We start from the raw sequence: 15,959 nt of genomic DNA on the forward strand, positions 1-15,959 counted from the left end.
CCGCGCGCTGAATCCGCAACGGGTTGCATTTTTCGCCAGCGCAGATTCTGGGCTGGCGCCATTCATGTCCAAGGCAGGTATTTCCGAAGCATTCGCCAGGCGCTGCACGGAAGCGACGAGGCGGGGCAGGGGCATGCGAAAAAGAACAGGAGGGAGGTGAAACACCGCACTTGTCGTTTTTTTTCGTTCTTCTCTGCTCGGCGCTGGTGGCGATTCCAGGCATTTCGGTAAACTGGCGAAAACCCCGTCGGACGGCCTCGCGTCCTCGAGAATTGCGTTGGTCAGGGCCGGTTCGAAACCGTGCGGTACTGACCTACCGCTTTTGGCGGCGTTCGCGACTATAGCAGTAATCATTAAGTGCTTCAATTCCATAAAAAATTGTTATGATCCAGCAATGACGACCAATAATCCCCCGACTTCCGGCGTTCAGCTGATCGAAGTCGCGCCGGAACTTGCCGGCCAACGCATCGACAACTTCCTCATCACGGCCCTCAAGGGCGTGCCCAAGACCCTGGTCTATCGCATCCTGCGCAAGGGTGAGGTGCGGGTGAACAAGGGGCGCATCAAACCCGAATACAAGCTGCAGGCGGGTGACATCGTGCGCTTGCCGCCTGTCCGATTGCCCGAGCGCGACGAGCCGGCTCCCGTGGCGCAGGGGTTGCTACAGCGGCTGGAGGCGGCGATCGTCTACGAAGACAAGGCGCTGATCGTGATGAACAAGCCCGCCGGTATTGCCGTGCATGGTGGCAGTGGCCTGAGCTTCGGGGTGATCGAGGCGCTGCGCCAGTTGCGTCCGGATGCCAAGGAGCTCGAATTGGTGCACCGGCTGGACCGCGACACCTCGGGCCTGCTGATGATCGCCAAGAAACGCAGCATGCTTCGTCACCTCCACGCAGCGCTGCGTGGCGATGGCGTCGACAAGCGTTACATGGCGTTGGTGCGTGGGCACTGGCCAAAGTCGAAGAAACAGGTCAATGCGCCCTTGCAGAAAAGCAACCTGCGCTCTGGCGAGCGCATGGTCGAAGTAGACGAAGAGGGCAAGGAAGCGTTGACGCTGTTCCGCGTGCTGCGTCGCTTCGGTGAGTTCGCCACGATGGTCGAGGCGCGTCCGATTACCGGTCGCACCCACCAGATCCGTGTGCACACGCTCCATGCCGGGCACATGATCGCCGGTGACAGCAAGTACGGCGATGAAGACTTCACCCGCGAAATTCGTGATCTGGGCGGCAAGCGCCTGTTCCTCCACGCTTATGCGTTGACCGTGCCCCTGCCGGACGGTGGCGAATTGAAGCTCGAGGCGCCGGTGGACGAGATGTGGGCCAAGACCGTGGAGCGCCTGAGTGCGACCTGACCTGTCATGAGCAAACCCTACGAGCTGCTGATCTTCGATTGGGATGGCACCCTTGCCGACTCCATCGGACGCATCGTCGAAGCGATGAATGCCGCTGCCGAGCGTGCCGGCGAGGCTCCCAGTGCCGACGCTGCGGTCAAGGGCATCATTGGCCTGGCCTTGAGCGAGGCGATCTCGGTGCTCTATCCGCATCTGGATGCCCGGCAGCTCGAGATTTTTCGCCAGCACTATGCAGATATCTACACGGCGCTGGATCAGCAGCCCTCACCGCTGTTCGAAGGGGTGGTGGAGTCGCTGGAGGCCTTCCGTAGCGAGGGCTATCGTCTGGCGGTGGCCACCGGCAAGGCGCGTCGTGGGCTCGACCGGGTGCTCAAGGCCAATGGCTGGGAAGGGTATTTCGATATCACTCGGGCCGCTGATGAAACCCGCGGTAAACCCCATCCGTTGATGCTTGAGGAAATTCTCGCCCATTGCCGGGTCGAACCTGGCAGGGCGCTGATGGTCGGAGATTCGGCATTCGATCTGCAGATGGCCAGTAATGCAGGCATGCACTCGGTTGCGGTGGGGTATGGCGCGATGTCGCTGCAGGCGCTGAGCGAATTCGGGCCTCAGGTGTGCGTCGAGCATTTTTCACAGTTGCGTGAGTGGCTGGCTGGTCCCGCGCAGCTTCAACTCCAAGGTAGGTGAGCATGGCTGACGAGTGGAAAGCCCCTGAGTCCGAGGGTGCAGCGCAGGACAAGGAAGAGCGCAAGAGCTGGAAGCTGCTCGAGAAGACGCTCCTGGCGGGTGTTCAGGAGCAGCGTCGTGCGCGGCGCTGGGGGATCTTCTTCAAGCTGCTGACCTTTCTCTACCTGTTCGGTCTCCTGTTCCTGTTCTCTCCGCTGATGGATATGGAGAGCACGGCTTCGCGCAGTGCCAATCATACCGCCTTGGTGGAAGTGCGCGGGGTGATCGCCGATCAGGAAGCTGCCAGCGCCGACAACATCATCAAGAGCCTGCGTGAGGCGTTCAAGGACGCCAAGACCAAGGCTGTGGTGATGCGCATCAACAGTCCGGGCGGCAGCCCGGTGCAGGCGGGTTACGTATATGACGAGATTCGTCGGCTGCGTGCTGAATATCCGGCAATCAAGCTGTATGCGGTGATCACTGACCTTGGTGCTTCGGGCGCCTACTACATCGCTAGTGCGGCGGACGAGATCTACGCCGACAAGGCCAGCCTGGTCGGATCCATTGGTGTGACTGCCGCGGGCTACGGCTTCGTCGGCGCCATGGAGAAGCTTGGTGTCGAGCGTCGTGCCTATACCTCTGGTGAGCACAAGGCCTTCCTCGACCCGTTCTCGCCGCAAAAGCCTGAAGAGACGGCGTTCTGGCAGGGTGTGCTGGATACCACGCACAATCAGTTCATCGCCATGGTGAAGCAGGGGCGAGGTGAGCGTCTGAAGGACAAGGAGCATCCCGAGCTGTTCAGTGGTTTGATCTGGTCGGGCGAGCAGGCCAAGGCGCTAGGCTTGATCGATGGCCTGGGCAGTGCCAGCTATGTGGCGCGTGACATTGTCGGCGAGAAGGAGTTGGTGGACTTCACGGTGCAGGAATCGCCGTTCGATCGCTTCTCCAAGCGTATCGGTGCCAGCGTCGCCGAGCGTCTGGCCATGTACATGGGCTTCCAGGGGCCATCCCTGCGTTGAATCATGAGTGGGGCTGCCTGGCAGCCCCGTCTTTCAGGGTAGCTGCACACCTTCTGCGTGCAGCATGTCCACCAGGCGAATCAGCGGGAGCCCGATCAGGCTCGTCGCATCGCAGCCTTGGGTGCTCTGGAACAGTGTCACCCCCAATCCCTCCGCCTTGAAGCTGCCTGCGCAGTCCAGTGGTTGCTCTGCGTGCACGTAGCGCTCGACCCGTTCACGGTCCAGTTCGCGCAGGGTTACGGTGAATGGTATGCAGTCGACCTGGCATTGCCCTGTGCTGCTGTTGAGCAGGGCGAGGCCGGTCAGGAAAGTGACTTGCTGGCCGCTGGCAGCCAGCAATTGCTCGCACGCGCGTTCGAAGGTGTGTGGCTTGCCAAGGATCTGCTCGCCCAGCACGGCGACCTGGTCCGAGCCGATGATCAGGTGTTGCGAATGGCTGTTCGCCAGGGCTTCGGCTTTTTGTCGGGCCAGGCGGCGAACCAGTTCGGTGGCCGGCTCCTCGGCATTGCGCCCTTCGTCTATATCGGGGCTCGCCCAGGTGAAAGGCAGGCGCAGGCGCTGGAGCAATTCGCGCCGGTAGGGGGAGCTTGAAGCAAGCAGCAGGGGAAGCATGGTAGACTCCTTCGCAATTGAACCGATTCTAACATGCGTGATGCCGCCTAATTTCCTTTGACAGGGGCGGGGGGCATCCCTAGAATGCTGCGCCTATGTTGAATGACCCGATTCCACCTCACGTTGACCCGCGCAAATTAGCCGATCGTGGCGTAACCCTCCAAGGTTCGCTGCAACTCGCTGATTTGGAAAGACTCTGCGACCCGCTTTCCGATAATGTCGGTACGGTGCAGGCGAAGTTCGATTTTGAGCGAGACGAGCAGCACGTTGTGGTTATCCACAGCGATCTGAATGTCGAAGTCAAAATGGTTTGCCAGCGTTGTCTTGAGCTGGTCACCCTGCCGATCCACAGCGAATGTACTTATGCCGTGGTGAAGGAGGGTGCGAATACCCAGTCGTTGCCGAAAGGCTATGACGTGCTGGAACTGGGCGAAGATCCTTTGGATCTGCAGGCGCTGATCGAGGAGGAGCTTTTGCTCGCCCTCCCCATCGTGCCTGCTCATCATCCGGAAGAATGCCAGCAGCCGGCGGGCGCAGACGAGCCCGAATCGAGCAAGGACGAGGTATCGCGGTCCAACCCGTTCAGTGTCTTGGCGCAGTTAAAGCGTGACCCAAACGTTTAGGAGTTAATCAATTATGGCTGTTCAGCAGAACAAAAAATCCCGCTCTGCCCGTGACATGCGCCGTTCGCACGACGCCCTGTCGGAAAACGCGCTGTCCGTAGAGAAGAGCACCGGTGAAGTACACATGCGCCACCACGTTTCGCCAGAAGGCGTATACCGTGGTCGCAAAGTGATCGACAAGGGCGCTGACGAGTAATCCTTGTCCGCTCAGATCATCGCGATCGACGCAATGGGCGGGGACTTCGGTCCCCGCAGCATTGTCCAGGCTAGCATTGCCTGCCTTTCGGCTACCCCCTCGCTGCACCTGACCCTCGTCGGTCAACCCTCTCTCCTTGAAGAACTTGTCAGTGGCCTTGCAGCTGCCGATCGTGCGCGCCTGCAAATTGTCGCGGCGAGCGAGGTGGTGGGCATGGACGAGCGGCCTTCGCAGGCGTTGCGCGGCAAGCCTGATTCGTCGATGCGCGTCGCCCTTGAGCTGGTGCGTGACGGCAAGGCTCAGGCCTGTGTGAGCGCCGGGAACACCGGGGCGCTGATGGCGCTGTCGCGCTTTGTCCTCAAGACGCTGCCGGGCATCGATCGCCCCGCCATGGTGGCGGCGATTCCGACCCAGACTGGCTATTGTCAGTTGCTCGACCTGGGGGCCAATGTCGATTGCAGTGCCGAGAACCTCTACCAGTTCGCCGTGATGGGGTCGGTGGCGGCTCAGGCGCTGGGGATCCAGCGACCGCGCGTGGCGTTGCTCAATGTCGGTACCGAGGATATCAAGGGCAACCAGCAGGTCAAACTGGCCGCCAGTCTGTTGCACAATGCCCGTGGGCTGAACTACATCGGTTTTGTCGAAGGCGATGGCCTGTATCGCGGCGAGGCCGATGTGGTGGTGTGCGACGGCTTCGTCGGCAATATTCTGCTCAAGTCCAGCGAAGGGCTGGCGAGCATGATCGGTGCGCGTATAGAGGCGCTGTTCAAGGGTGGGCTGTTTTCTCGTGCGGCCGGGGTGGTGGCGATGCCGTTGCTCAGGCGCCTGCAGGCTGACCTGGCGCCGGCGCGACACAATGGCGCAAGTTTTCTCGGTTTGCAGGGGATCGTCATCAAGAGTCATGGTTCGGCGGGCGTACAGGGCCTGCAGAGTGCCATCCAGCGCGCGCTGATCGAGATCCAGGAAAACCTGCCGCAGCGGTTGCACGGTCGTCTCGAAGACCTGTTGCTTTAGGCATATTGGCGATGAAGTGGTTAAATGTGACCGCTTGGTCTGCGTTTCCATCCAAGTTTTCAGATTCCGCGCCTCGCCATTGGTGGGGCGCACCCTATCCGACGACAAGATCATAAGGGCTTGTTCAATGTCTGCATCCCTCGCATTCGTCTTTCCTGGTCAAGGCTCCCAGTCGCTGGGCATGCTCGCCGAGCTCGGCGCTGAAAAGCCGGTAATCGTCGAGACCTTCAAGGAGGCTTCCGAGGCTCTGGGCTACGACCTGTGGAAGCTGGTCCAGGAAGGTCCGGAAGAACAACTCAATCAAACCGACAAGACCCAGCCGGCGATCCTGACGGCCTCGATCGCCCTTTGGCGTCTGTGGCTGGAAGAGGGTGGTGCGCAACCCGCCCTGGTCTCTGGTCACAGCCTGGGTGAGTACAGTGCCCTGGTCGCTGCCGGTAGCCTGTCGCTCAAGGACGCCGTTCGCCTGGTCGAGCGCCGTGGCCAGCTGATGCAGGAAGCCGTGCCTGCAGGTCACGGTGCCATGGCTGCGATTCTCGGCCTGGATGATGCTGATGTGGTAGCCATCTGCGCCGAGGCTGCCGAGGATGAAGTGGTCAGTGCGGTCAACTTCAACTCCCCGGGCCAGGTCGTCATCGCCGGTAACAAGGCGGCGGTCGATCGTGCGATCGAGCTGTGCAAGGCCAAGGGCGCCAAGCGTGCGCTGCCATTGGCGGTCAGCGTGCCGTCGCATTGTGCGCTGATGAAACCGGCTGCCGAGCGTTTCGCTGAAGCGGTCAACGCCGTCGATTGGAAGGCGCCGCAGATTCCGGTGGTGCAGAACGTCACCGCCGCCATCGCTGCCGATCTCGACGCACTCAAGCGCGACCTGTTGGCGCAGCTGTACCAGCCGGTACGTTGGGTGGAGTGTGTGCAGACCCTGGCGGCCAGCGGTGCGGTCAATCTGGTCGAGTGCGGCCCGGGCAAGGTCCTGGCTGGCCTGAACAAGCGTTGCGCCGATGGCGTTACCACCTACAACCTCAATACCCCTGACGCCGTCGCCGCCACCCGTGCGGCGCTGGCCTGATATCTGGAGAAACTTGCATGAGCCTGCAAGGTAAAGTTGCACTGGTCACCGGCGCCAGCCGTGGTATCGGCCAGGCCATCGCCCTGGAACTGGGCCGCCAGGGCGCTACCGTAATCGGTACCGCCACTTCCGCTTCGGGTGCCCAGCGTATCGCCGAGACCCTCAAGGAGCACGGTATCACCGGTACCGGTCTTGAGCTCAATGTCACCAGCGAAGAGTCCGTGAGTGCCGTGCTGGCAGCGATCACCGAGCAGTTCGGTGCTCCGGCGATCCTGGTCAACAATGCCGGCATCACCCGCGACAACCTGATGCTGCGCATGAAAGATGAAGAATGGTTCGATGTCATCGACACCAACCTCAACAGCCTCTACCGTCTGTCCAAGGGCGTGCTGCGCGGCATGACCAAGGCGCGCTGGGGTCGTATCATCAGCATCGGTTCGGTTGTCGGGGCCATGGGTAACGCCGGCCAGGCCAACTACGCCGCTGCCAAGGCGGGCCTCGAAGGTTTCAGCCGTGCCCTGGCGCGTGAAGTCGGCTCGCGCGGTATCACTGTAAACTCGGTCACCCCGGGCTTCATCGATACCGACATGACCCGCGAGCTGCCCGAAGCGCAGCGTGAAGCGCTGCGGACCCAGATTCCGCTGGGCCGCCTGGGTCAGGCCGAGGAGATCGCGAAAGTGGTTTCCTTCCTGGCATCCGACGGCGCAGCCTATGTCACAGGCGCTACCGTGCCGGTGAACGGCGGGATGTACATGTAACATCAGCAACTCAATGTGACGGATTGCTTAAAAAAACAGTCATACTGCAAGCCTAAAATCCGTTATAAAGCTGCAACCAGATTCCAGGTGGCAGGCCGGGTGTCTCTCGTGAAGGCGCGTTACGCTTGAAAAGCAGGCGTCTTCCTATAAACTTGGTCACCGGCCAGCTGCATGACATATGTCCATTAGGAGTGAAAACTAGGTATGAGCACCATCGAAGAACGCGTCAAGAAAATCGTCGCCGAGCAACTGGGCGTCAAGGAAGAGGAAGTCAAGAACGAATCTTCCTTCGTTGATGACCTGGGTGCCGATTCGCTTGACACCGTTGAGCTGGTGATGGCTCTGGAAGAGGAATTCGAGACCGAAATCCCTGACGAAGAAGCCGAGAAGATCACTACCGTTCAAGCTGCAATCGACTACGTCAACAGCCACAAGGCCTAAGACGTTCCAGTCGACGCTTCTTGTCGGGAAAAACCGCACTGCCTTTGCCGGCGTGCGGTTTTTTCTTTGCGAGCCATTGGCGTCATTCACCGGGCAATCGAGAGCCTGTTGCCATTTCATTCGGCCATGCTGAATGCAATCGCAAGAGACTCTGTTATTAGAAAAGGAGAGTGCTGTGTCGCGTAGACGCGTCGTGGTCACCGGTATGGGTATGCTGTCGCCACTGGGTACTGATGTACCAAGCACCTGGCAGGGCATTCTGGCTGGCCGCAGTGGCATCGGTCCGATCGAACACACGGACCTGAGTGCCTACTCCACCCGTTTTGGCGGCTCGGTGAAGGGCTTTGAGGTCGAGCAGTACCTGTCGGCCAAGGAAGCTCGCAAGCTTGACCTGTTCATCCAGTACGGCCTGGCGGCCGGTTTCCAGGCGGTGCGCAATGCTGGCCTGGAAGTGACCGACGCCAACCGCGAGCGTATCGGCGTGGCCATGGGGTCGGGCATCGGTGGCTTGACCAATATCGAAGACACCAGCCGAACCCTGCACGAGCAAGGGCCGCGCCGGATTTCGCCATTCTTCGTCCCCGGCTCGATCATCAACATGATCTCCGGCTTCCTGTCGATCCACCTCGGGCTGCAGGGTCCCAACTACGCTATTTCCACTGCGTGCACCACCGGTACCCACTGTATCGGCATGGCTGCACGCAATATCGCCTATGGCGAGGCCGACGTGATGATCGCCGGCGGTGCGGAAATGGCGGCGTGCGGCTTGGGCATGGGCGGTTTCGGCGCCTCGCGGGCGCTTTCTACTCGCAATGACGAGCCGTCTCGTGCCAGCCGTCCGTGGGACAAGGGGCGTGATGGCTTTGTGTTGTCCGACGGCGCCGGCGCCCTGGTGCTGGAGGAGCTCGAACATGCCAAGGCACGTGGTGCGACCATCTATGCCGAGCTGGTCGGTTTCGGCATGAGCGGCGACGCGTTCCACATGACATCGCCACCGGATACCGGCGACGGCGCTGCACGCTGCATGGTCAACGCCCTGCGCGATGCGGGTGTGAAGCCTGAAGAGGTCAGCTACATCAACGCCCACGGCACCTCGACTCCTGCTGGCGATATCGCCGAAGTGGCGGCCATCAAGCGTGTGTTTGGCGAGCACGCCTACAAGCTGGCCGTCAGCTCGACCAAGTCGATGACCGGCCATCTGCTGGGGGCTGCCGGTGCGGTAGAGGCGATCTTCAGCGTGTTGGCGATCAACAGCCAGATGGCGCCGCCGACCATCAACCTGGACGAGCCCGACGAAGGTTGCGATCTGGACTTCGTGCCGCACCAGGCACGCAGCATGCCGATCGATGTCGTGCTCTCCAACTCCTTCGGCTTTGGCGGCACCAACGGTTCGCTGGTATTCCGCCGGTTCGCCGATTGATGCACAGCTGGATCGACGGCCAGCCGGCGACTGCAGTCAACCTGCAGAACCGCGGCCTGGCCTACGGCGATGGTCTGTTCGAGACCCTCGCCGTGCGCGGCGGCAGGCCCAGCCTGCTGCAGCGACATCTCGAGCGCCTCGCCCTGGGTTGCCAGCGCCTGGCGATCGATATCGATCTTGTGCTGGTTCGCGACGAATTGCTGAGTTACGCCAGCCAGCTCGGTGAAGGCGTAGCAAAACTGATCGTCACGCGTGGCGATAGCCTGCGTGGCTATGCGCCAGCTTCCGAAGCCGTGGCCCGACGCATTCTCCTGGGTGGTCCAATGCCAGCTTATCCCGCGGTCAACGCGGAGCAAGGCGTCGGGCTGTTCGACTGCCAGACCCGTCTTGCGCAGCAGCCGCTGCTGGCCGGGCTCAAGCACCTCAATCGCCTGGAGCAGGTAATGGCTCGCGCCGAATGGCAAGACCCTGCCTGTGCCGAGGGTCTGATGCGTGACGTGCAGGGGCACCTGATCGAAGGGGTCTACAGTAATCTGTTCCTGGTCCGCGACGGCGTGCTGCTGACTGCCGACCTGAGCCGCTGCGGCGTGGCAGGCGTCATGCGCGCTGCGCTGCTGGAAGAAGCCCCGGCGCTGGGTATCGAAGTCCGGACCGGCGACCTTGTGCAAGCCGATCTGGAGGCGGCCGACGAGGTGTTCGTCTGCAACAGCGTGTATGGAATTTGGCCCGTGCGTACTGTCGCTGCGCTCAACCTCGACTGGCCGGCCGGGCCGCTCACCCGTAAACTGCAGGCCGTTGCCCGTACGTTACTGGATACCTGATTCGTGAGACGCAAAATCCTGCTGCTGCTGGAAATGGGCCTGATCCTTGCCGGCCTGGCCGTAGGCTGGTCGGCCTGGAAGGTTAACTCGGTCCTGGAGCAGCCGCTGCATGTCACCGAAGAGCGCCTGCTCGATGTGCCCAATGGCACCAACCCCAACCGCATGTTCTACCGCATGCAGAGCGAGGGGCTGCTCGACGATGCCTTCTGGTTGCGTCTTTACTGGCGTTTCAACATGGCTGGCACCGCACTGCATACGGGTGAGTACCGCCTGACGCCTGGAATGACCGTCGAAGCCCTGTTTGACGCCTGGCGCCGTGGCGATGTGGTGCAATACAACCTCACCCTGGTCGAGGGGTGGACCTTCCGCCAGGTGCGCACGGCCGTGGCCAGGCATGAAAAGATCAAGCACACCCTCGACGGGCTCTCCGACAGTGAAGTGATGGACAAGCTTGGGCATACCGGTGTTTTCCCTGAGGGGCGTTTCTTCCCGGACACCTATCGCTTCGTGCGCGGCATGACCGATGTCGAACTGTTGCAGCAAGCCTACATGCGCCTTGAGGAGGTGCTGGCCAAGGAGTGGGCGGATCGGGTGACCGATTTGCCATACCGTGATCCCTACCAGGCGCTGATCATGGCCTCGCTGGTGGAGAAGGAAACCGGTATTCCTCAGGAGCGAGGGCAGATCGCAGGCGTATTTGTGCGCCGCCTTCGCTTGGGCATGATGCTGCAGACCGATCCTACGGTTATCTACGGCATGGGGGAGCGCTATAACGGCAAGATCACGCGTGCCGACCTGCGTGCACCGACACCCTACAACACATACACCATGACCGGCCTGCCGCCGACACCGATCGCCATGGTCGGGCGCGAAGCGATTCACGCCGCGCTGAATCCGTCAGACGGTACCAGCCTGTATTTCGTCGCGCGTGGCGATGGCAGCCACGTCTTCTCCGATGACCTGGACGACCACAACACGGCTGTGCGCGAATATCAGCTCAAGCGCCGCGCCGACTACCGTTCCAGCCCAGCGCCACAAGGCCCGCAGGGCACGGTCGATCAGGCACCGGGGGCCGAGCCGCCAACTGAAGCCGCGCCTCGGTCCGGCGAAGCCCTTGAAGGCGCACCAGCCCAGTCCGCCGAAGAGCCCGCGCCCGCACAAGCGCCGGCGCCCACCGAAAAACAGTAAGGAATGCCCGTGAGCGGTTTGTTCATCACTCTGGAAGGCCCCGAAGGCGCGGGCAAGAGCACCAATCGCGAGTACCTGGCCGCGCGCCTGCGTGAACAGGGCGTGGATGTGGTCATGACCCGTGAGCCTGGTGGTACGCCGTTGGCCGAGCGTATCCGCGAGTTGCTCCTCGCTCCCAGCGACGAAACCATGGCGGTCGATACCGAGCTCCTGTTGATGTTCGCTGCGCGCGCCCAGCACTTGGCCGAGGTCATTCGCCCAGCACTGGCGCGGGGCGCCGTGGTGCTTTGCGACCGCTTCACCGATGCCACCTACGCCTATCAGGGCGGGGGACGTGGCCTGCCCGTGGAGCGCATCGCGGTGCTGGAAGACTTCGTTCAGGGCACGCTGCGCCCGGACCTGACCCTGGTCTTCGATCTGCCAGTAGAAGTCGGTCTTGCCCGTGCTGCCGCCCGCGGTCGCCTGGACCGCTTCGAGCAGGAGGGCCAGGCATTCTTCGAGGCGGTGCGTCAGGCTTATCTGCAGCGCGCAGGCCAAGCGCCGCAGCGCTACAGCCTGCTGGATGCCGGGCAGCCGCTTGAGGCGGTACAGCGCGCCATCGACGCATTGCTGCCAGGTATCCTGGAGCGTTGCCGTGGCTGAGACCTACCCCTGGCAGCAAGCGCTCTGGCAGCAGTTGGCCGGGCGCAGCCAGCATGCCCATGCCTACCTGTTGCACGGGCCGCAGGGTATCGGCAAGCGCGCCATGGCCGAACGCCTGATGGCTCGCCTGTTGTGCCAGCAGCCGCAAGGGGTGGATGCCTGCGGGCAATGCAAGTCGTGCCTGTTGCTCAAGGCTGGCAGCCATCCCGATAACTTCGTGCTGGAACCCGAAGAGGCCGACAAGCCCATCAAGGTCGACCAGGTGCGGGATCTGGTTTCGTTCGTGGTGCAGACTGCGCAGCTGGGCGGGCGCAAGGTGGTACTGATCGAGCCGGTCGAAGCGATGAACGTCAACGCCTCCAACGCTTTGCTCAAGAGTCTCGAAGAGCCTTCGGGCGATACCGTGCTGCTGCTGGTGAGCCATCAGCCCAGCCGTTTGTTGCCAACGATCAAGAGCCGTTGCCAGCAAGTCGCCTGTGCGCAGCCGACGCTTGCGCAGAGTCAGGCCTGGCTGGCGACGGCGCTACCGGAGCTCGATCAGGTCGAGCGTGACGAACTGCTGACTCTGGCGGCAGGGTCGCCACTGATGGCTGTCAACTTGCAGTCACAGGGTGTGCGCGAGCAACGGGCACTGGTCACCGAGGGGGTGAAGAAGCTGATCAAGCAGCAGCAATCGCCCAGCCAGTTGGCCGAGGCCTGGAACAACGTGCCACTACTGTTGCTGTTCGACTGGTTCTGCGACTGGTCGCACCTGATCCTGCGCTACCAATTGACCCAGGACGAAGACGGGCTAGGCTTGGCCGACATGCGCAAGGTCATACAATACCTTGCGCAGAAGAGCAGGCCGGGCAGGGTGCTCGAGGTCCAGGCCTGGATTCTCGAGCAGCGCCAGAAAGTGCAGGGCAAGGCCAACCTCAATCGCGTGCTGCTGCTCGAAGCCCTGTTGGCCCATTGGCTGCAGATGCTGGCCGCGCGCTGATTCCCCATCGTTCATTTTCATGTGTGCTTTCATTCCATGCTCGTAGATTCCCATTGCCACCTCGACCGACTTGACCTGAGCGCCCATGCGGGCTCGCTCGACGCCGCCCTGCAGGCGGCCCGCGAGCGTGGGGTCGGGCATTTTCTGTGCATCGGCGTAAGCGCCGAGAACGCCGGGGCGGTCAAGGCCCTGAGCGAGCAGTACGCCGACGTCGACTGTTCGGTAGGCGTGCACCCGCTCGACCTGGCCCCGGGGGAGACGCCGGCGCTGGAGTGGTTGTTGCGCGAACTGGCTCACCCGTACGTGGTGGCCATTGGCGAAACCGGATTGGACTATCACTACGAGCCTGAGGCCGCCGAGTTGCAGCAGGCGTCTTTCCGCCTGCACCTGGAGGCGTCTCGGCAGACAGGCAAGCCGGTGATCGTTCACACGCGTGCGGCGCGGGCCGACACCCTGGCGCTGCTGCGCGAGGCCAGTCTGCCGCAGGCGGGCGTGTTGCACTGCTTTACAGAAGACTGGGACATGGCCAAGGCTGCACTCGATCTGGGGTACTACATCTCGCTCTCCGGAATCGTCACTTTCCGCAATGCCGACGCCCTGCGCGAGGTCGCACGCCAGGTGCCTGTCGACCGCCTGCTGGTAGAGACCGACTCGCCATACCTGGCGCCCATCCCGTATCGCGGCAAGCCGAATCTGCCGCAGTACGTGCGTGAGGTCGCCGAGTACGTCGCATCGGTGCGAGGGGTGAGCTACGCGCAGTTGGCCGAGCACACGACCGCCAACTTCAAGCGCCTGTTCCCCTTGGCACGCGTCGCCTGAAGCTAAAGCAAGGCGGGCAAAAAAAACCCGGATTCTGGGGGAGGAATCCGGGTTAAGACCATTAGGAGTAAAACAAAGGTACGCGGTCCCTGGGCACCTTTATCGGCGCGCCACTTGGGGGGATGCGTCGCGCCAACACTTCAAGTATTGGCGAGTATCCTCGCACTGCCAGCGTCAGTTGGTCGTTTTTTAAACAGATTTGGAATACACCTGACAACCAATGGGCCATCAGGGTATGGCAGCCAGCAGAAATCGGATGAGTTTGCTGCTATTACGTACCTATCTGTATAGATGTGCGGTGAAAAGTCTGGAGAGTGTGTAGATCGTGCGCGGCTTCCCGGCTGCGTACAGCGTTCGATGAGCCTGGCGAGTCTGGCGAGCCCTGCCGCGTCGGTTGTAGACGAGTGGCAGTCAGGCGCGGAGTATCTCACGCATCCCTGGGATTCAGACCAAGCAGACCCGGTTTGCACTCGAACTCATCATGAAACACAGATATGGTTGGATGATCCGTGCAATTTGCTGCAAGTTAGGCATAATAATCCGCTTCGATTGTCATCCAGTCCTTCTTATGCAGAAAGAACCTCGTAAGGTCCGTGAGTTTCGTCGCCGCGAGCAAGAAATCCTCGACACGGCGCTCAAGCTGTTTCTCGAACAGGGTGAAGACAGTGTCACCGTCGAGATGATCGCCGACGCGGTCGGTATCGGCAAAGGCACGATCTACAAGCACTTCAAGTCCAAGGCGGAGATCTACCTGCGCCTGATGCTCGACTACGAGCGTGATTTGAACGCGCTGTTGCATTCGGACGACGTCGATCGCGACAAAGAAGCCCTGTCGCGAGCCTACTTCGAGTTCCGCATGCGCGATCCCCAGCGCTACCGCTTGTTCGACCGTCTCGAGGAGAAGGTGGTCAAGGGTAACCAGGTGCCGGAGATGGTCGAGGAACTGCACCGTATTCGCGCCTCCAATTTCGAGCGCCTTACCCAGCTGATCAAGGGCCGTATCAGTGAAGGCAAGCTCGAGGATGTGCCGCCATACTTCCACTACTGTGCTGCCTGGGCGTTGGTGCATGGCGCCGTAGCGCTGTATCACTCGCCGTTCTGGAGCAACGTTCTCGAGGATCAGGAAGGTTTCTTCCAGTTCCTGATGGACATCGGCGTGCGCATGGGCAACAAGCGCAAGCGCGACCCGGAACCGGCCACCTGAAGACCCCTGCGGAGCGTTGTCCATGACGGACAGGCTCCGCCAGTCACTTCTGCTTCGGCGACAGGGCTTGCAAAAACCTGATCTTTGAGTCAAGTTTTGCCGGCTCGCTTTTCTCATGCCGGAGTCACCCATGATCGTCGATCGTCAAGGCAGGCGTTTTCGCAATCTGCGCGTCAGCCTGACAGCTGCCTGCAACTATGCGTGCAGTTACTGTGTGCCCGATGGCAAGCGCCTGGTGGCGGCGCAGGATGAGCTGTCTGCCGATGCACTGGCGCGCGGGGTGGCTCTTCTGGTCGATGCCGCAGGTATCGAGCGTCTGCGCATCACCGGTGGCGAACCATTGATCAGCCCCCGCCTGGAGCCGTTCCTGAAGGTTATCGGTGGCTTGGGGCTCAAGGATATCGCCTTGACCACCAACGGTCAGTTGCTCAGTCGCAAGCTTGCGATGTTGCGTGCAGCGGGTATCGACCGGCTCAATGTCTCGCTCGATACCCTCGACCCAACCGCATTTCGCAGCATCGCTCGGGGCGGCGACCTGGCCAGCGTGCTGAGGGGCATGGAGGAGGCGAGTGCGGCGGGTATGCGCATCAAGGTCAACATGGTGCCGATGCGCGGGCGCAATCTCGATCAGGTAGTGCCGCTGCTCGACTACTGCCTGGCAAGAGGCTATGAACTGCGTTTCATCGAGTTGATGCGCATGGGTCACCTGGCGCTTGATTCGAATGCATTCCTGCGTCAGTTCGTCAGTCTCGAGCAATTGCTGGCATTGATCGGCGATCATCATCACTTCCAGCAGGCGCCAGCGGCTTTGGATGCAACGGCCCTGCGCTACCAGATTCCTGGCCAAGGTTACTTTGGTGTGATTGCCAACGAGAGCGTGCCGTTTTGCCGGACCTGCTCGCGCTTGCGTCTGTCCTCTACTGGCTGGCTGCATGGCTGCCTGTCTTCGGGCAATCGCCACTTTATCGGCGATCTGCTCGACAAGCCGCGTCACCAGGCACTTCCAGTGATTCAGCGGCTGCTGGTCAAGGCTCTGGCGGACAAGCAGGAGCTGGCGTTCTCGGGGGGTGTGACAGTGATGAAGGTGATCGGCGGCTGAGCTGGCGCAAAAGCTGCATCTGGCGGCTATTCGCCGGTTTT

General features: G+C 61.5%; 18 protein-coding genes. 17 read left to right on the forward strand and 1 reads right to left on the reverse strand.

Annotation, left to right across the window (positions count from 1 at the left end):
• The first annotated feature begins 394 nt into the window (after positions 1 to 394).
• Genes rluC through APH44_RS12820 form a run of 3 tightly spaced genes read left to right on the forward strand, consistent with a single transcriptional unit; the run spans position 395 to position 3,036 of the window.
• Positions 395 to 1,351 carry a 23S rRNA pseudouridine(955/2504/2580) synthase RluC gene (rluC, locus tag APH44_RS12810; RefSeq protein ID WP_054893065.1) on the forward strand — a complete coding sequence of 319 codons (957 nt, stop codon included), beginning with the start codon at positions 395 to 397 and terminating at the stop codon, positions 1,349 to 1,351.
• Between the two features lie 6 nt (positions 1,352 to 1,357).
• Positions 1,358 to 2,038, forward strand: coding sequence for an HAD family hydrolase (locus APH44_RS12815; protein ID WP_054893066.1), 681 nt, complete (start codon positions 1,358 to 1,360; stop codon positions 2,036 to 2,038).
• A gap of 2 nt (positions 2,039 to 2,040) precedes the next feature.
• Positions 2,041 to 3,036: a S49 family peptidase gene (locus tag APH44_RS12820; RefSeq protein ID WP_054893067.1), complete on the forward strand. Its 996-nt coding sequence runs from the start codon at positions 2,041 to 2,043 to the stop codon at positions 3,034 to 3,036.
• 33 nt (positions 3,037 to 3,069) lie between these two features.
• Here APH44_RS12820 and APH44_RS12825 read toward each other — a convergent pair whose 3' ends face one another.
• Entirely contained in the window at positions 3,070 to 3,648 is a 579-nt protein-coding gene (locus tag APH44_RS12825; RefSeq protein WP_054893068.1) for a nucleoside triphosphate pyrophosphatase, read from the reverse strand.
• A 95-nt stretch (positions 3,649 to 3,743) separates the two neighbouring features.
• On the opposite strand from APH44_RS12825, the gene APH44_RS29115 reads away from it, so the two are divergent.
• The 14 genes from APH44_RS29115 (at position 3,744) to APH44_RS12895 (ending at position 15,918) form a co-directional block, all read left to right on the forward strand.
• A complete protein-coding gene (locus APH44_RS29115) occupies positions 3,744 to 4,271 on the forward strand; it encodes a YceD family protein (protein WP_081255215.1) in 528 nt (175 codons plus the stop codon).
• 13 nt (positions 4,272 to 4,284) lie between these two features.
• The gene (gene rpmF, locus APH44_RS12835; RefSeq protein ID WP_054893070.1) at positions 4,285 to 4,467 is read left to right on the forward strand and encodes a 50S ribosomal protein L32; all 183 of its coding nucleotides are present in this window, start codon (positions 4,285 to 4,287) and stop codon (positions 4,465 to 4,467) included.
• Between the two features lie 3 nt (positions 4,468 to 4,470).
• The gene (plsX, locus tag APH44_RS12840; RefSeq protein ID WP_082420829.1) at positions 4,471 to 5,481 is read left to right on the forward strand and encodes a phosphate acyltransferase PlsX; all 1,011 of its coding nucleotides are present in this window, start codon (positions 4,471 to 4,473) and stop codon (positions 5,479 to 5,481) included.
• A 127-nt stretch (positions 5,482 to 5,608) separates the two neighbouring features.
• A complete protein-coding gene (gene fabD / locus APH44_RS12845) occupies positions 5,609 to 6,547 on the forward strand; it encodes an ACP S-malonyltransferase (RefSeq protein WP_054893071.1) in 939 nt (312 codons plus the stop codon).
• Positions 6,548 to 6,564: 17 nt separating this feature from the next.
• Positions 6,565 to 7,305, forward strand: a complete 741-nt coding sequence (gene fabG, locus APH44_RS12850; RefSeq protein ID WP_054893072.1) for a 3-oxoacyl-ACP reductase FabG — start codon at positions 6,565 to 6,567, stop codon at positions 7,303 to 7,305.
• 204 nt (positions 7,306 to 7,509) lie between these two features.
• A complete protein-coding gene (acpP, locus tag APH44_RS12855; protein WP_054893073.1) occupies positions 7,510 to 7,746 on the forward strand; it encodes an acyl carrier protein in 237 nt (78 codons plus the stop codon).
• Between the two features lie 175 nt (positions 7,747 to 7,921).
• A complete protein-coding gene (fabF, locus tag APH44_RS12860; protein ID WP_054893074.1) occupies positions 7,922 to 9,166 on the forward strand; it encodes a beta-ketoacyl-ACP synthase II in 1,245 nt (414 codons plus the stop codon).
• Positions 9,166 to 9,987 carry an aminodeoxychorismate lyase gene (gene pabC / locus APH44_RS12865; RefSeq protein ID WP_054893075.1) on the forward strand — a complete coding sequence of 274 codons (822 nt, stop codon included), beginning with the start codon at positions 9,166 to 9,168 and terminating at the stop codon, positions 9,985 to 9,987. The genes fabF and pabC overlap by 1 nt, the downstream gene beginning before the upstream one ends.
• A gap of 3 nt (positions 9,988 to 9,990) precedes the next feature.
• A complete protein-coding gene (mltG, locus tag APH44_RS12870; protein ID WP_054893076.1) occupies positions 9,991 to 11,175 on the forward strand; it encodes an endolytic transglycosylase MltG in 1,185 nt (394 codons plus the stop codon).
• Positions 11,176 to 11,184: 9 nt separating this feature from the next.
• Positions 11,185 to 11,817, forward strand: a complete 633-nt coding sequence (gene tmk, locus APH44_RS12875) for a dTMP kinase (RefSeq protein WP_054893077.1) — start codon at positions 11,185 to 11,187, stop codon at positions 11,815 to 11,817.
• Positions 11,810 to 12,796 (forward strand): DNA polymerase III subunit delta', encoded by a 987-nt coding sequence (locus tag APH44_RS12880; RefSeq protein ID WP_054893078.1) that lies wholly within the window; start codon positions 11,810 to 11,812, stop codon positions 12,794 to 12,796. The genes tmk and APH44_RS12880 overlap by 8 nt, the downstream gene beginning before the upstream one ends.
• A gap of 36 nt (positions 12,797 to 12,832) precedes the next feature.
• Complete coding sequence (locus APH44_RS12885; protein WP_054893079.1) at positions 12,833 to 13,615, forward strand: TatD family hydrolase; 783 nt, start codon at positions 12,833 to 12,835, stop codon at positions 13,613 to 13,615.
• A gap of 568 nt (positions 13,616 to 14,183) precedes the next feature.
• Positions 14,184 to 14,819, forward strand: coding sequence for a TetR/AcrR family transcriptional regulator (locus tag APH44_RS12890; protein ID WP_054893080.1), 636 nt, complete (start codon positions 14,184 to 14,186; stop codon positions 14,817 to 14,819).
• Positions 14,820 to 14,949: 130 nt separating this feature from the next.
• Entirely contained in the window at positions 14,950 to 15,918 is a 969-nt protein-coding gene (locus APH44_RS12895) for a GTP 3',8-cyclase MoaA (protein ID WP_054893081.1), read from the forward strand.
• Positions 15,919 to 15,959: the final 41 nt, after the last annotated feature.

Source organism: Pseudomonas sp. NBRC 111143 (genome assembly GCF_001320965.1).
Taxonomy (GTDB): Bacteria; Pseudomonadota; Gammaproteobacteria; order Pseudomonadales; family Pseudomonadaceae; genus Aquipseudomonas; species Aquipseudomonas machongensis.

What these genes read in the sequence shown, in the direction of transcription:
- APH44_RS12885 (WP_054893079.1), top strand. Translation starts at nt 12,833, where the DNA reads ATGCTCGTAGATTCCCATTGCCACCTCGACCGACTTGACCTGAGCGCC.
- APH44_RS29115 (WP_081255215.1), top strand. Translation starts at nt 3,744, where the DNA reads ATGTTGAATGACCCGATTCCACCTCACGTTGACCCGCGCAAATTAGCC.
- APH44_RS12820 (WP_054893067.1), top strand. Translation starts at nt 2,041, where the DNA reads ATGGCTGACGAGTGGAAAGCCCCTGAGTCCGAGGGTGCAGCGCAGGAC.
- rpmF (WP_054893070.1), top strand. Translation starts at nt 4,285, where the DNA reads ATGGCTGTTCAGCAGAACAAAAAATCCCGCTCTGCCCGTGACATGCGC.
- APH44_RS12825 (WP_054893068.1), bottom strand. Translation starts at nt 3,648, where the DNA reads ATGCTTCCCCTGCTGCTTGCTTCAAGCTCCCCCTACCGGCGCGAATTG.
- acpP (WP_054893073.1), top strand. Translation starts at nt 7,510, where the DNA reads ATGAGCACCATCGAAGAACGCGTCAAGAAAATCGTCGCCGAGCAACTG.
- rluC (WP_054893065.1), top strand. Translation starts at nt 395, where the DNA reads ATGACGACCAATAATCCCCCGACTTCCGGCGTTCAGCTGATCGAAGTC.
- APH44_RS12895 (WP_054893081.1), top strand. Translation starts at nt 14,950, where the DNA reads ATGATCGTCGATCGTCAAGGCAGGCGTTTTCGCAATCTGCGCGTCAGC.
- APH44_RS12815 (WP_054893066.1), top strand. Translation starts at nt 1,358, where the DNA reads ATGAGCAAACCCTACGAGCTGCTGATCTTCGATTGGGATGGCACCCTT.
- APH44_RS12890 (WP_054893080.1), top strand. Translation starts at nt 14,184, where the DNA reads ATGCAGAAAGAACCTCGTAAGGTCCGTGAGTTTCGTCGCCGCGAGCAA.
- fabD (WP_054893071.1), top strand. Translation starts at nt 5,609, where the DNA reads ATGTCTGCATCCCTCGCATTCGTCTTTCCTGGTCAAGGCTCCCAGTCG.
- pabC (WP_054893075.1), top strand. Translation starts at nt 9,166, where the DNA reads ATGCACAGCTGGATCGACGGCCAGCCGGCGACTGCAGTCAACCTGCAG.
- fabG (WP_054893072.1), top strand. Translation starts at nt 6,565, where the DNA reads ATGAGCCTGCAAGGTAAAGTTGCACTGGTCACCGGCGCCAGCCGTGGT.